The sequence below is a fragment of the Catenuloplanes sp. NPDC051500 genome (genome assembly GCF_044454585.1).
GTDB lineage: Bacteria > Actinomycetota > Actinomycetes > Mycobacteriales > Micromonosporaceae > Catenuloplanes.
Map to the genome: position 1 here is coordinate 1 of NZ_JBITDX010000026.1, position 13,290 is coordinate 13,290.

At 73.2% G+C, this 13,290-nt stretch carries 11 protein-coding genes; 7 read left to right on the forward strand and 4 right to left on the reverse strand.

Annotation, left to right across the window (positions count from 1 at the left end):
* Positions 1-832: 832 nt before the first annotated feature.
* Positions 833-2,233 (reverse strand): glycosyltransferase 87 family protein, encoded by a 1,401-nt coding sequence (locus ACIA8K_RS35215; protein ID WP_396067331.1) that lies wholly within the window; start codon positions 2,231-2,233, stop codon positions 833-835.
* A 41-nt stretch (positions 2,234-2,274) separates the two neighbouring features.
* The gene (locus ACIA8K_RS35220) at positions 2,275-2,973 is read right to left on the reverse strand and encodes a winged helix-turn-helix domain-containing protein (protein ID WP_396067335.1); all 699 of its coding nucleotides are present in this window, start codon (positions 2,971-2,973) and stop codon (positions 2,275-2,277) included.
* A gap of 284 nt (positions 2,974-3,257) precedes the next feature.
* Between ACIA8K_RS35220 and ACIA8K_RS35225 the strand changes: the two genes are divergently transcribed.
* The 3 genes from ACIA8K_RS35225 (at position 3,258) to ACIA8K_RS35235 (ending at position 6,029) form a co-directional block, all read left to right on the forward strand.
* A complete protein-coding gene (locus tag ACIA8K_RS35225; protein WP_396067337.1) occupies positions 3,258-3,686 on the forward strand; it encodes an HPF/RaiA family ribosome-associated protein in 429 nt (142 codons plus the stop codon).
* Positions 3,687-3,824: 138 nt separating this feature from the next.
* The gene (locus ACIA8K_RS35230; RefSeq protein WP_396067339.1) at positions 3,825-5,132 is read left to right on the forward strand and encodes a carboxylesterase family protein; all 1,308 of its coding nucleotides are present in this window, start codon (positions 3,825-3,827) and stop codon (positions 5,130-5,132) included.
* Positions 5,133-5,213: 81 nt separating this feature from the next.
* Positions 5,214-6,029, forward strand: a complete 816-nt coding sequence (locus ACIA8K_RS35235; protein ID WP_396067342.1) for a PIG-L family deacetylase — start codon at positions 5,214-5,216, stop codon at positions 6,027-6,029.
* A gap of 19 nt (positions 6,030-6,048) precedes the next feature.
* On the opposite strand, the gene ACIA8K_RS35240 is transcribed toward ACIA8K_RS35235, so the two are convergent.
* The gene (locus ACIA8K_RS35240; protein ID WP_396067344.1) at positions 6,049-7,884 is read right to left on the reverse strand and encodes a Kinesin light chain 2; all 1,836 of its coding nucleotides are present in this window, start codon (positions 7,882-7,884) and stop codon (positions 6,049-6,051) included.
* A 453-nt stretch (positions 7,885-8,337) separates the two neighbouring features.
* Here ACIA8K_RS35240 and ACIA8K_RS35245 point away from each other — a divergent pair, with 453 nt between their 5' ends.
* Positions 8,338-8,799, forward strand: a complete 462-nt coding sequence (locus ACIA8K_RS35245) for an Ig-like domain-containing protein (protein ID WP_396067347.1) — start codon at positions 8,338-8,340, stop codon at positions 8,797-8,799.
* A 170-nt stretch (positions 8,800-8,969) separates the two neighbouring features.
* Here ACIA8K_RS35245 and ACIA8K_RS35250 read toward each other — a convergent pair whose 3' ends face one another.
* Complete coding sequence (locus ACIA8K_RS35250) at positions 8,970-9,608, reverse strand: TetR/AcrR family transcriptional regulator (protein WP_396067349.1); 639 nt, start codon at positions 9,606-9,608, stop codon at positions 8,970-8,972.
* Between the two features lie 66 nt (positions 9,609-9,674).
* Between ACIA8K_RS35250 and ACIA8K_RS35255 the strand changes: the two genes are divergently transcribed.
* The 3 genes from ACIA8K_RS35255 to ACIA8K_RS35265 are packed head-to-tail and all read left to right on the forward strand — an operon-like array spanning position 9,675 to position 13,184.
* Positions 9,675-10,571, forward strand: a complete 897-nt coding sequence (locus ACIA8K_RS35255; RefSeq protein WP_396067351.1) for an NADP-dependent oxidoreductase — start codon at positions 9,675-9,677, stop codon at positions 10,569-10,571.
* Positions 10,572-10,602: 31 nt separating this feature from the next.
* Positions 10,603-12,768: an ATP-binding protein gene (locus ACIA8K_RS35260; protein WP_396067353.1), complete on the forward strand. Its 2,166-nt coding sequence runs from the start codon at positions 10,603-10,605 to the stop codon at positions 12,766-12,768.
* Positions 12,765-13,184: a pyridoxamine 5'-phosphate oxidase family protein gene (locus ACIA8K_RS35265; protein ID WP_396067356.1), complete on the forward strand. Its 420-nt coding sequence runs from the start codon at positions 12,765-12,767 to the stop codon at positions 13,182-13,184. Before ACIA8K_RS35260 ends, ACIA8K_RS35265 begins: the two co-directional genes overlap by 4 nt.
* The last annotated feature ends 106 nt before the right edge of the window (positions 13,185-13,290 follow it).

A 13,290-nucleotide genomic window follows, 5' to 3' on the forward strand; every position in this document is an offset into this window, starting at 1 on the left:
AAAGGTGACCGCCTGGCTGCCCCGTCTGCCATCGACCCGCCCATCGGGGAGCAGATCATCGGCAGGGCCGCCACCAACGAACAGATACCAACACCACGAAGCGCAACCAAAGTCGCGCGCCCAACCACGGGCCGAAACCTGGCGAACCCAGCGTGACCAGCAGACTCGTGAGACCCGATCAAGACGGCGCCAACACCACCAAGGCTGGCGGCCCTGCCGATGATCTGCTCGGCTCTGCCCGGGTCGATGGCAGACGGGGCAGACAGGCCACACGAAACCCAACCACCGACAAAGCTCTACCAGCGAAGCTGACCTGCGCTTCCGGTTGCCCCGGAGCCGGAGCGCTCCCCCCGGAGGGCCGCCGGAGGCAAAAGAACCGCAGCCGACCCGCCCCACGCCACCAACAGACGGGATGGCGCGGCATTATGACCGATAAATCACAGTAAGTTACAAAACCTCGGGTGCGTAGCCCTCGGCCTTCGACGGACATCACTGACCTTCCGCGATCAGGGTAAGGCGCGTCAGAGGCTCCTATATAACGAAATTTCGGGCGCGGAGTGCCCGACTCGCACCCCGACCACGAAACCTCAGTAAAGCTGCCCCCCGAGGCGACCCGGAGCATCGGGCTCCGCCAGAGCCCATCGCTCCGAGCCACGTCGAACCCTGCGGTGGTCGTGCTGACGACACACCCCGCGCACCGAAAGACCGCACCCGCCGTCACCATCCGAGACGCCCACACCCGGGCTCCCCACCGGCCCACCCTGTCGCATCCACGCGCCAGCGCAACAACACGTCGCCACAGCCCGCGACCAGCCGGCCGTTTACGGCGGCGTCAACCATTGCGCAGCCGTCCGCCGCCCCCCACATCGGCCACGTCACCGGTCCCGTCTACAGCAGGATCCCGGCCCGCATCCCCTTCGATCGGTTCCGCCGCGCCCACGGGTTCGCGACGTAGCCACAGTCCCGCCAGCACGAGCGCCGCCAGTCCGGCAAGGACATAGATCTGCAGACCGATCTCGTTGCCGAGCGGTCCATGCCGGTGGGCCACCCAGATGATGCCGTGCGCCTGCAACTGCGCGGCGTCGTTCAGCCGCAGCGGCCAGACGGTGAAGACGGCCGCGACCACGGCGGGCAGCCCGGCCGCAAGTGTCTGCATCGTGCCGCGCAGCCGGGTCACCACATCGGACAGCACCACGAGGAATGGGACGATCCACACCCAATGGTGGGTCCACGAGACCGGCGAGATGAGTAGCGCGGTCAACGCCACCAGGCACATCGCGGCCGCACCCTCGCCACGGCGCTCCGCGCGCACGGCCAGCATCATCCCGAGTACGAGCACCGCCAGCGCGCAGAGGGCCCACAGCACGAGCGCCGGCGTCGACGGCACGGATACCGCCTCGTCGAAGATCCGGGCGAAGAAGCCGCGCAGCGACTGGTTCGCCGGGGAGGCGGGGCCGTTGCCGCCGAGGCCGCCGGTCACCCGGTCGTCCCTGATGAAGAGGCCGTGCAGCCAGAACTCCGCCGAGTGCGGGACCGCCGCCACGCCGATCGCGCTGAGCACGAGGAACGCGCCGATCGCGGTCGCGGCGGCCCGGAAACGCCGGGTGGCCAGCAGGTACAGCACGAAGATGCCGGGCACCAGCTTGATCGCGGCGGCCACGCCGATGCCCACGCCGGCGAGGCGGGTGCGCCGCAGCAGCGTCAGGTCCGCGACCACGAGCGCCATCAGCAGCGCGTTGATCTGGCCGAAGCCGGCGTTCGTCTGCACCGGTTCCAGCCACACCGCGAAGCCGGTGATCGCGGCGGACGCTCCGATCCTGCCTGCCGCGCCCCGGTAGTGAAGCATCCCGGTGACGCACCAGGCCACCAGAAACGTCGCGGCGAAACTGAGCGCACTCAATACCTCATGCGTGGTCTCCAGGCTTGCCAAGCCCAGCGGGTAGAACAGCACAAGCGCGGCCGGCGGGTAGGTGAACGGCAGCTCCAGCGGGCCGTACCCTATCTGGTAGACCGGCTCGCCGCTCTTGAACGCGTCGAGGCCGCCCAGGTAGACAGTGAGGTCGAGCGGGCCGCTCGGGAAGCGGCGCTGGTACTGGACGTAGCAGGCCAGTGAGGCTGCCAGGAAGATCAGGCCGGGTATTAGCAGCCAGGCCGGAGCGGGCCGCACCGGCAGCTCGCGCCGACGCGTCGGGCCACTGTGGACAATCGAGTTGAGCGTGGCACGGAGATGCATCGCAACAGTCCTCGATAGTGGGGAATGTAAGGTCCGCCCTCTCAGTGCGAGGCGTAGCGGAAGCCGACTCCGCGGACGGACTGGATGTGGGCGGATGCGCCCAGCCAGGCGAGTTTGCGGCGCACGCGGCGGACCACCGAGTGCAGGTCGGAGCCGCGGCCCAGGTGTTCGTTGCCCCAGACCTCCAGGTGCAGGCGTTTGTACGTCCAGATCTGGCCGGGTGAGGCCACCAGGCAGCTGAGGAAGTCGTGTTCCAGCGGCGTCAGGTCGATCTCCCGGTCCTGCCAGCGCAGCACCCGCCGGTCCGAGTCGACCCGCAGCTGCGGCGGCTCCGGTGAGGCGATCTCACCGCTCGTGCCGGTGCCGTCCGCCGCGACGGCCGCAAGCGCCGCGGTGACCACGGCTCCGCGGGCGATGATCGTGTCGTCCGGGCGGCCGTACGGGACGGCCGTGTCGCCGGGGTGGCTCCGCGCGATGACCTCGTCGCCCGCCACCCCGCCGGCGAACACCGCGTCGCCCGCCACGCTGCCCGGGTCCGCGTCCCGGATGATCGCCTGGCGCGCGGCCGGCACGGTCGTGGACTCCGGCGAGCTGACGATGTCGAGGAATTTTCGCGCCTGGTCGACACTGGAGACGATCAGGAAGGCCTCGGTGTCGCCGAGGAGCCGGGCGAGCCGCCGGCGGTCGTCGGGCGTGGCCGCGATGCCGATGGTCAGTGACGTAACCGGTATCTCCGCCATGCCGCCCCTCCGGAATCCCGCACTCGCCGGGACCACGCTGTGATGACGATCAATTGGCAAGACACTACGGCCGCATTGTCACGTGCCGGTTAAGTATCGCCTGGTCTGATGCTTGTTGATGTCGTATGTACGACACGCAGCGAGGGATAGGAATGCGTCGATAGAGGCGGACATGAAATAGCAGCAAATGCGTATTGGATCGTCGCAAGGCGGGTATGTGATCGGCACGCCACGGGGCCGACGAGCCCCGGGTACGCCGTACCGGACACATGTGAGGAGCTGCCATGAGCGCCGCCGCGAGCCCCGCTACCGTCGACACCTGCCTGCGGGTGGGCACGGGATTCTCCCAGGGCGACCGCAACTGGATCGCCGAGCAGTTCGCCACGCTTGACGCCCGCCTGGCCGCGTTCGACACCGAGGCCACGGAGCTGGAGGTCTCGGTCAAGGACCGCGAGGCCAAGGGGCAGAAGGTCACGCTTGAGTGCTGGATCGCCGGCCGTCCGAAGATCGTCACCACCTCGACGGAGGAGGACCTCAAGGCCGCGCTGCACGACGTGCGTGACGACCTGCGCCGCAAGCTCAACGACTCCAAGACCAAGCAGGAGCCGCGTCACAACCGTCACCTGCGCGAGGGCCGCCCGGAGATCGAGGACCCGGAGCTGATCCCGGCCGAGGGCCTGCCCGCGGCCGACGCGGACGCCGACCAGAGCTGACGTGCGACGCGAGCCCCGGCGGACGACACGCCGGGGCTCGCGCCACCCCGGGGAGCCCCCGTCCACCGGCCCCGGCCCGCATGACACCGTCTCCCAAGCCCTCGGTGACCGGCGGGCGCACGAGGGGGACGCGAAACGATGACCACGACCACACCGGACCCGGACCGGACCACGACACCGGTGCGGGTCGCCGGCGGCCTGCTGCGCGGACACCGTGAGCAGGGCCTGACCGTGCTGCGCGGCGTCCGGTACGCCACCGCGGAACGATTCGCGCCGCCGGTGCCGGAAGCCCCCTGGTCCGGCGAGCGGGACGCCCGCGCCGACCCGGGCGTACCCCCGCAGCCCGCCTCCCGCCCGACCTCGCCGCTCGGCATGATCGAGGTCGGACCGCTGACCGAGGACTGCCTGCGCCTGACCGTGGCCACGCCCGCCGCGGACGACGCCCGCCGCCCGGTGCTGGTCTTCCTGCACGGCGGCGCGTTCCGGTCCGGCGGCACCGCCTGGGGCCGTTATGATCCGCGCCGCCTGGCCCGCGAGGGCGACGCCGTGGTGATCACGGTCGGCAGCAGGATCGGGCCGCTCGGCTGGCTGCGCACCCCCGGCCTCGCGCCCGGCAACCTCGGCCTGGCCGACCAGCTGTGCGCGCTGCGCTGGGTCCGGGACAACGCGGCCCGCCTGGGCGGCGACCCGGACCGGATCACGCTGGTCGGGCACTCGTCCGGCGCGCACGCGGTCGCCTGCCTGCTCGGCATGCCGTCCGCCCGCGGCCTGTTCCACCGCGCGATCCTGCAGAGCGCGCCGCTGGGCCTCGGGCTGGGCTCCCCGGCCGCGTCCGCCCGCGCGTCCGCCGTGTTCCTGCGGCGCCTCGGCGCCGACCCGCGCGAGGCGAGCGTGCCGCAGATCGTGGCCGCGCAGATCCGCACGGAACGTGACCTGGCCGTCCGCACGGTCGGCGGGCTGGTGCCCGCGTTCATGCCGGTCGCGGGGGCGGACCCGCTGCCCGCGCCGGACGACTGGGCCACCGCGGCCCGCGACGGCGCCCCAGACCTCCAGATCATCGTGGGTACGGCCGCGCGCGAGCTCGCCTACTTCTTCCGCGGCACTCCACTGGCGACCGTGCCCGGACTGGAGGCCGCCTCGACCGCACGCGTGTTCACCCGCCCGTCGCAGCACCTCGCGGAACTCTTGGCCTCCGGCGGCGCCCGCGTGCACACGTACCGCATCGGCGCGCCCGGCCCGGCACTGCCGCTGCGCGGCGCCCACTGTGGCGAGCTGCCCTGGCTGTTCGGCGACGAGCGGGACTGGGCGGGCGCCCCGATCCTCAACGGACTCTCCTGGCCGGACGTGACCGCGGACGGCGCCCCGATGCGTGCGGCCTGGCTGCGCTTCGCCGCCACCGGCGACCCGGGCTGGGACGCGGACCCCGCCCACCCGTTCGACTTCTGACCACCAGACGTGGCCGTGAACACACCAGTGGCTACTGCGGGTGATCGGCAGCCAGGTTCCGATCATGCGTAGGCTGGACCCATGCTTACCCTGATGGCCGTTCACGCCCACCCCGACGACGAGGTGACGAGCACCGGCGGAGTGCTCGCCCGGTACGCGGCCGAGGGCGTCACCACAGTGGTCGTCACCTGCACGGACGGTCGCTGCGGCGACGGGCCGGACGGCGTGAAGCCCGGCGACGACGGCCACGACCCGGACGCGGTGGTGGCGATCCGCCGCGCCGAGCTGGAGGCCAGCTGCGGCATCCTGAAGGTCTCGCACCTGGAGACGCTCGGCTACCACGACTCCGGAATGATGGGCTGGGCCACGAACGAGTCGCCCGGCGCTTTCTGGGGCACCCCGGTGGACGAGGCCGCGGCCCGGCTCGCCGCGCTGATCGAGAAGTACCAGCCGGACGTCGTGGTCACCTACGACGACAACGGCGGCTACGGTCATCCGGACCACATCCAGGCGCACCGGGTCACCATGGCCGCGGTGAAGCTGTCCGGCAGCCCGGCCAAGGTCTACTGGAGCGTCGTCCCGCGCTCGGCGATGCGCGACATGGTCGAGCGGATGCGGACCGCCGGCCTGCTCCCGGAGGACAGCCCGGAGTTCGACGAGATGCCGCCGATGGGCTGGCCGGACGAGGAGATCACCACCCAGGTGGACATCTCCGCGGTCATCGCCCAGAAGTTCGATGCGCTTGCCGCGCACGGCAGCCAGAGCGACGGCGCGTTCTTCATCAACATGGGCCGGGAGGCGTTCGGTCAGATGCTGTCGATCGAGTCGTTCCTGCGGGTCGCGGACACCACAGGCGCACAGTTGCCGGAGAACGACCTGTTCGCCGGCCTGCGCTGACCTGTCGGCTCCTGGCCTGTCAGGTCCTGACCGCGCGCCAGTGGGCGAGGTTCGCGCGCGCCGACGCGGTTCCGGGGTGGTCCGGCCCGAGCAACGCCTCGCAGTCCGCAAGCAGGCCGGCGAACGCCGCCACCGCGCCGGCCACGTCCCCGGCCAGGCCACGGGCGTAGGCGAGGTTGCTGCGGCACGTCCAGGTGTTCGGGTGATGCGCGCCGAACACCCGGGCGGACTCGCCGAGCAGCAGCTCGTAGGCGGTGACCGCGCCGGCCGCGTCACCCGACTCGCCACGCCAGCGGGCCGCGTTCCCGCGGGCCAGCAGCGTGCGCGGGTGGTCCGGGCCGAGCAGCCGGGCCGTGTCCGCCGCCAGGTGTGACGCCGCCGAGGCCGCGGCCGCCGGCTCGCCGGACGTGCCACGGCTGTGACAGGCGCGGGCCCGCACCGGATGCAGCGCCACCGGGTCGCCACCGGCGGCGGTCAGCGCGTCCGTTCCGGCCCGCAGCCGGGCGGCGTACCCGGGATCGCACTCCGGGTCGGGCCAGACCTCAAGCGTGGCGTCCGCGGCGGCCGAGGCGGCGCCGGCCAGCTCCGCGGCGGACAGATCGTCCACAAGCAGCCGCCGGACCAGCGGATGCAGCGTGACAGTGGTGTCGTCCGCGACGATCAGGCCGAGCCGGTGCAGGCAGTGCAGCGCCGCGCGCAGCTCGCCCTCGTCCGGCGGCCCGGTGATCGGCGCGTGCAGGCACAACCACTCCCGGGTCGCGCGGGCGAGCAGCACCGGGACCGGGATGCCGGCCGGGTCCAGCACCGCGGCCAGCGCCAGCAGTGGCGTGGCGAGCCCGGCCGGGCGGGCCCGGTCGGCGGCCTCGACGGACAGCCCGAGCGACGCCGCGACCGCACGGTCCGGGTCCCGGTGCACGCCCGCACCCCGGGCCGCGAGCCGATGCCGGTACCCGGAACAGGGCAGCCCCTCCTCCACGATGAGCGAAGCGGCCAGCGCGACCGCAAGCGGCAGCCCGCCCAGATCCGCGGCGACGCCGTCGAGGTCGTCCGCGAGGCCGGGGTGCGCGGCCAGCCTGGTCCGGAGGAAGTCGCGCGCCTCGGCCCGGGTGAACGCGTCAAGCGGCACCTCCCGGCCCTGCAACGCGGCCGCGGGCAGCCGGGTGGTGATCACGGTGCGTCCGCCGGGCGGGGGCAGCAGGCCGTCCAGCTCCACCGCGTCGGTCACGTCGTCAAGCACCACCAGCCAGCGGCGGTCCTCGTCGGCCAGCACCTCCGCCAGCGGGCGGCCCATCGTGGCGGCGGCCCTGGCGTACCCGCTGATGATCTGCTCCTGGGAGACCGCGGGGATCCAGATCAGCAGGTCGATCTCGCGACCGCGCCACAACTCCTCCGCCAGGTGCGCGGCGGCCTGCGTCTTGCCCGCGCCACCCGGCCCGGTCAGCAGCCAGCGTCCCGGCCGGGCCGCGATGCCCCGCGCCGACACGCGCGGCTGGTGGCACTCGGCCGGGCGGGGGACCGGGCCGATCCGGATCCGGTCCGCGTCCCGGGTGGTGCCGCGCTGCCGCGGGAACGCCCGCTCGTAGAGTTCGCGCCAGGCCGTCATGGTCAGCTCCTGAGCCGCTATGGGCCGGCTGCGACTGGCCGCGTATCCGGCGCAGCCGTCCACGAACGCCTCGACCGTCGCCCAGCGCAGGCCGCCGGAGCTGCCGGTCACCGCCGCGAGCGCGGAACGGCCGACCCGGTGCCCGCGGCGGTGCGCGTGCTCGCGGAGGCTGTCCGCCTTGGGCAGCCCGGCGCTTGTGTGCAGTCGGCGCAGCCGCTGTCGCAGCAGGTCCACCGGACGCTCGTCTGGCACCGCTCGTCCCCTTCCACGATCGCCGCCGCAATGTTGATGCGGTCGGGCGAACACGGAAGGTAGTCGTGGCTGCCCGGAGGCGACGGACAGCGGGTCCGGGGGACGCCCGATCAGGCGTCTGCCGATCGGCGCGGGCTCCGGTCGGCGGCGAGGCCGCGCGGATGAACAGCGCGGCCCGCCGCCAGTCGGAGGTCGAACAGCCCCTTCAACGAAGCGTGGCGCCCACTTCGCCTTTCGACCACTGAGGGCAGGTTAGTCAAATTTGCGGCGGGGAGAGAACGGTCCGTTGATCCAGCGGCGATGGGCCATCCGGTCAACGACATACAGCGAACTCTCAGAACACGAGGCCGGGCCGCATGTGCGCCGTCCCGGCCAGATCCCGGATTTCTCTCAGGTGGATCCGATTACGGCCGAAGCGCCGGTCCCCTGGTTCATCGTCGTAAGGAGTCGCCCATGCGCAAAGCCGCATCCGCCGCCGCCGTCCTGTTGCTCACCGGCGGCCTGCTCACCGTGCCGGCCACTGCCGCGCAGGCCAAGAAGGGCGGGGACCGCTCCGGCCCGCGCCTGGCCGTGACGTCCTACTCGCTTGCGAACAACACGCTCACGGTCGCGGTGTCCGCCAAGGACGCGTCCGGGGTGAAGGGCGTGTCGCTGCTGGTCCGCGGCAAGGTCGTCGCCACCGACACCACCGCCCCTTACGAACTGACGGCCGACCTCTCCGCCTTCACCGGCGACGTCCGCTGGAAGGTGCGTGCGATCGACAAGCGCGGAAACCGCCGCGACGGCGACGAGCACAAGTCCCGGCCCAAGCCGCGCGGCAACCACCCGAAGCCCACGCCGTCCACGTCCGTGGCGCCCTCCACGTCGCCGTCACCGACCGAGACCGAAGAGCCGGAGCACGACGAAAAAGACTGAAATATCGATATACCCCGGCCCGCCGTGGCCGGGACCCGCGTGCTCCCGCGGGCCTCAGTGCCGTGGGTGGTCCCGCCCACCCCATTTCGCGATGCCCGCCGTGGGCCGCGGCACCTCGCCGCGCCTCACGGCGGGCATCGCGTGCTTCACGGGGGCGCTGGTGCCGGGAGTCAGGGTTCGGGCGTCATGCCGATGCCGGCGAGGACGATGCCGGCCAGGCGGCGGGACCGGGCCGCGGAATCCCGGCCCGAGTCCCGGCCCGAGTCACTCGCGGCGTCGAAGGTGCGGCCCGCGCCGCCGCCGGCCGCGATGACCAGCAGCACGTCCGCAGCCGTCACGTCCGGGTGCACCACGCCGGCCGCGCGGGCCCGCCCGACGAGTACCGCGAGGTCCCGGCGGTACCGCTCCACCCGCTCGGCGTGGCCGGGAAGCCCCGCGTTCGCCGCCCGGATCGCGTCCGCGAACACCACGCCGCCGGCCTGCGCCACGAACGCGTGCTCGATGTAGGCCCGCAGCGCACGCCCCGGATCGGGGTCGTCGATCGCACGGCGGACCGACGCCGCGCACGTGCCGGCCTGCGCGGCCACGACCGCGTCCATCAGATCGCGCCGGGCCGGGAAGTGGCGGTAGAGCGTCGCCGCGGACACCCCGGCCGCGCGGGCCACGTCGCGCACGTGCACGGCGTCGCCGCCCGGCCCGAAGAGGCGCCGGGCCGCGGTCAGGATGCGCTCCCGGTTCTCTGCCGCATCACGCCGGACCGGCTTCCGAGACAGCTCTCCGCCCTGGTCTCTCACTTCGGCGTGATCCATGGCCGCCGCACCTCCCCGGTTCCTAGCGTGTGCCGTGCACGATCCCTTACAACGAAAGCACACGTGATGAAGGCTCTGCTGTTCGCCGCCTACGGCGGCCCCGAGGTGCTTACCGTCGCCGAGATCCCGGAGCCGCATGCCGGGCCGGGCGAGATCCGGATCGCGGTCCGGGTCGCGGGGGTGTCGCCCGCGGACGACGCGCTGCGCTCCGGCGCCTGGAAGGAGTTCTTCCCGGTCCCGCTGCCGTACGTCGTCGGCGTCGACGCCGCAGGCATCGTCGACGAGGTCGGCCCCGGCGTGGAGGGCGTACGCCCCGGCGACGAGGTCTACGGCGTCCGCCCACGCGGTGCCGCCACCGCGGAGCACGCGGTCTTCGACCTGTGGGGGCCCAGATCGGCCCGCTGGTCCTGGGCCGAGGCGGGCGGCGCTGCCGGCGGGGTCGCCACCGCGTCCCACGCGCTCACCGAACTCGGCATCGGCGAGGGCGACACGCTGCTGCTCGACGGCGCGAGCGGGGGAGTGGGCGCGGTAGCGGTCCAGATCGCTGTGGCCCGCGGGATCCGGGTGATCGGCACGGCCGGCCCGGCAAACCAGGAGTTCCTGGCCTCGCTCGGTGCGGAGCCTGTCGCGTACGGCCCCGGCCTCCCGGACCGGATCGGCGCCCGCGTCGACGCCGCGCTCGACATCGGCGGGCACGGTGACGTCTCCGAGCTGGTCACCCTGGCGGGCGGCGCGGACCGGGTCCGCACGCTTGTCAGCCGCAACGCCACGCACGGTGTAAGCCTGCTGCGTGTCGACCCGGCTGGCGTGCCCGCCGCGCTCGCCGCTGGCGCCGCACTTGCCGATGCCGGGCGTCTCACAGTCCCGGTCGCCGCCACGTATGCGCTGCACGAGGGCCCCGCCGCCCATGCCCGCATCGCCCACGGTCATGCGCGCGGCAAAGTGGTGATCGCTGTCCGCTAATGTGCCGTTTTCTCCCGCCGATGATGAGATTATGCCGACCGGGCGCAGCGCCACCGTGCTCGCGGCCGTCGTCGTGGTGCTGGGCATCGGCTTCGCGTTCGCGGTCGCCGGCCTGGTCGCGGCCGGTGCCCGGGACGCCGCCGCCGAGCAGCTCACCCAGCGCTCGGCCGTGGTCGCGACCCGGATCGCCGCGGAGAGCCGCCGCTACACCGACGCGGTGTCGCTCGTCGCGGCCTCGCTCAGCGACCGGGGCACGGTCACCGGCAGCGCTTTCGGCACCGCTGTCGCGCCGGTCGAGCGGATGCTGCTGCCCGGCGCCACCGCCATCGCGTTCATCGCGCCTGCTGCGCGAGGGGAGGTGGCCGCGGCGCAGCGGCTGTGGCGGGAGCGCGGCGCGGACGGGCTGGTCCTGCAGCCGGTCGACGTGTCCGCGGCCGAGCACTTCTTCTACGTCTTCGGCGCGCCGCTCGACGGCGACGCGGACACCATGGCCGGCCAGGACGTCGCCGCGTCCGACGAGGCGACCGAGGCGTTACGCGGCGCGCGGGACGGGCGGCGGCTGACCGTCTCCGACGCGTACTGGCTGCTGCGCGACGCGACCGTGCCGTCCGAGGTCCGGCAGCTGTCGTTCGTGGTGACCGCGCCGGTCCTCACCACCACCGCCACCGGCGCGCGCGAGGTCACCGGCTGGGTGCTGATGGGCCTGCGCGGCCGGGACTTCCTGACCGGCGCGCTCCGTAACGATTCCGCAGGCCCGGTCGACGTGACGTTGCGGGCCACCGTGCGCGGCGCACAGGCGGAGGTGGCGTCGCTGCCCGCTGTCGCGTCCGGGGAGCGGGACCTGACCGGGAGCGCGCACGTCCGGGTCGGCAACCGGGCCTGGTCGCTGCGGTTCGCCGCGTCGGCGAGGGCGCTGCGGCCGACCGCCACGCCGACGATCCTTGCCGTGGCCGGCTCGGCGGTGTCGGTGTGCCTGGGCGCGCTCATCTGGGTGCTCGCCACCGGCCGGTCCCGGGCCCGTGCGCAGGTCGAGGCCGCCACCCGCGAGCTGTCCGCGTCCGGGCGGGCGGTGGAGGCGGAACGCGCGTACCTCGTGCAGGTCCTTGATCTTCTTGATCTGACCGTCGTCACCTGCGACGCGGACGGCTGGGTGGTGCACATGAACCGCACCGGCCGGTCCCGGTTCGACGGCCCGCACACGCTCCACGTGCGCGACACGATCGAGAAGATCGGCCTGACCCGCGCGGACGGCACGCCGTTGACCGCCGCGGACGCGCCACTGCTGCGCGCGCTGCGTGACGAGCCGGTCGACGGCGAGGAGATCGTCCGGACGCTTCCGGACGGCTCGGTGCGCCGCCTGCTGGCCCACGCCCGCGCGCTGCACGACCCGGACGGCACGATCGTCGGCGCGGTCTCCTGCGCCTACGACGTGACGCAGTTGCGCGAGCGCGAGGCCGAGCTGGCCGCGTTCGCCGGAATCGTCGCCCACGACCTGAAGAACCCCCTCGCCATGGTCACCGGCTACGTCGACCTGCTGCTCGACGACCTGACCGCCTCCCCGGCCGTCGCCGAGGACCACCTGGACATGCTCGCCCGGGTCTCGGCCACAAGCCGCCGCATGCGCCGCCTGATCGACGACCTGCTCGGCATGGCACACGCCCGCAACGGCGCGCTCGCCCTGGCCGACGTCGACCTGAACACGCTCGTCGCGGACGTCGTCGCCGAGCGCCTGGCCACGGCCGGCGAACCAACCCCACAGATCTTCGTGGGTACGCTCGACGCGGTCCACGTGGACGCCGGGATGATCCGCCAGGTCGTCGACAACCTGATCGGGAACGCGCTCAAGTACACGCCGCCCGGGCGCGCGGCCCGCGTGGACGTGACCTCGGCCGCGCAGCCGGGCGGCTTCGTGGTGCTGACGGTCGCGGACCGCGGCATCGGCATCCCGCCCGGCCAGCACGCCCAGATCTTCAACGACTTCCACCGCGCGCACGCCACCGCCGGTTATGCCGGAACCGGACTCGGCCTGGCCATCTGCCGCCGGATCGCGGAACGCCACGGCGGCCTCATCCAGGCCGAGGACAACCCGGGCGGCGGCACCCGTTTCCACGTCACGCTCCCGGCGGCCGTCACGCCACCGGTGTGGCCTCCGGCGTCCCGGGTAGTGCATACGGGAGCCGACGAAAGGTCATCATGAGCACCGAGCTGACCCCCGAGGATCTCGAGTTCCTCGCCCGCCCGCTGCACGGCTTCCTGACCGTGGCCGCCGGACCGCAACCGCCGCAGCCGCGCCCGGTCTGGTTCGAGGCCGCGGCCGACCACACGATCCAGCTGTTCACCGGCCCGGACACGGCGAAGGTGCGCCGCCTGCACCGCGACCCGCGCGCGTCGATCGTGGTCGCCGCGCCCGCGACCGAGCGCGAACGCTGGATCTCCGTCGCCGGCCCGGTCATCGTCGTCCCGGACGGCGCCCACGAGCTGGCCGCGCGCCTCGCCGCCCGCTACTGGGACCTCGACGACCCCCGCCGCGCGGCCGAACTTGCCGAGATCATGAGCGAGGACCAGGTCCGCATCATCATCCGTCCGGAGACGGTGCACCGCTTCACCTACTGAGCCGGGGGGGCGGGGGCCCCGCCCCGCCCCCCCCCCCCCCCGGGGGGGGGGGCCCCCCCCCCGGGGGGGGGGGGGGTTGGGGGGTTATGAAAAAAAAAAAAAGCAC

What these genes read in the sequence shown, in the direction of transcription:
- ACIA8K_RS35235 (WP_396067342.1), top strand. Translation starts at nt 5,214, where the DNA reads ATGCTTACCCTGATGGCCGTTCACGCCCACCCCGACGACGAGGTGACG.
- ACIA8K_RS35215 (WP_396067331.1), bottom strand. Translation starts at nt 2,233, where the DNA reads ATGCATCTCCGTGCCACGCTCAACTCGATTGTCCACAGTGGCCCGACG.
- ACIA8K_RS35260 (WP_396067353.1), top strand. Translation starts at nt 10,603, where the DNA reads ATGCCGACCGGGCGCAGCGCCACCGTGCTCGCGGCCGTCGTCGTGGTG.
- ACIA8K_RS35220 (WP_396067335.1), bottom strand. Translation starts at nt 2,973, where the DNA reads ATGGCGGAGATACCGGTTACGTCACTGACCATCGGCATCGCGGCCACG.
- ACIA8K_RS35250 (WP_396067349.1), bottom strand. Translation starts at nt 9,608, where the DNA reads ATGGATCACGCCGAAGTGAGAGACCAGGGCGGAGAGCTGTCTCGGAAG.
- ACIA8K_RS35230 (WP_396067339.1), top strand. Translation starts at nt 3,825, where the DNA reads ATGACCACGACCACACCGGACCCGGACCGGACCACGACACCGGTGCGG.
- ACIA8K_RS35245 (WP_396067347.1), top strand. Translation starts at nt 8,338, where the DNA reads ATGCGCAAAGCCGCATCCGCCGCCGCCGTCCTGTTGCTCACCGGCGGC.
- ACIA8K_RS35265 (WP_396067356.1), top strand. Translation starts at nt 12,765, where the DNA reads ATGAGCACCGAGCTGACCCCCGAGGATCTCGAGTTCCTCGCCCGCCCG.
- ACIA8K_RS35225 (WP_396067337.1), top strand. Translation starts at nt 3,258, where the DNA reads ATGAGCGCCGCCGCGAGCCCCGCTACCGTCGACACCTGCCTGCGGGTG.
- ACIA8K_RS35255 (WP_396067351.1), top strand. Translation starts at nt 9,675, where the DNA reads ATGAAGGCTCTGCTGTTCGCCGCCTACGGCGGCCCCGAGGTGCTTACC.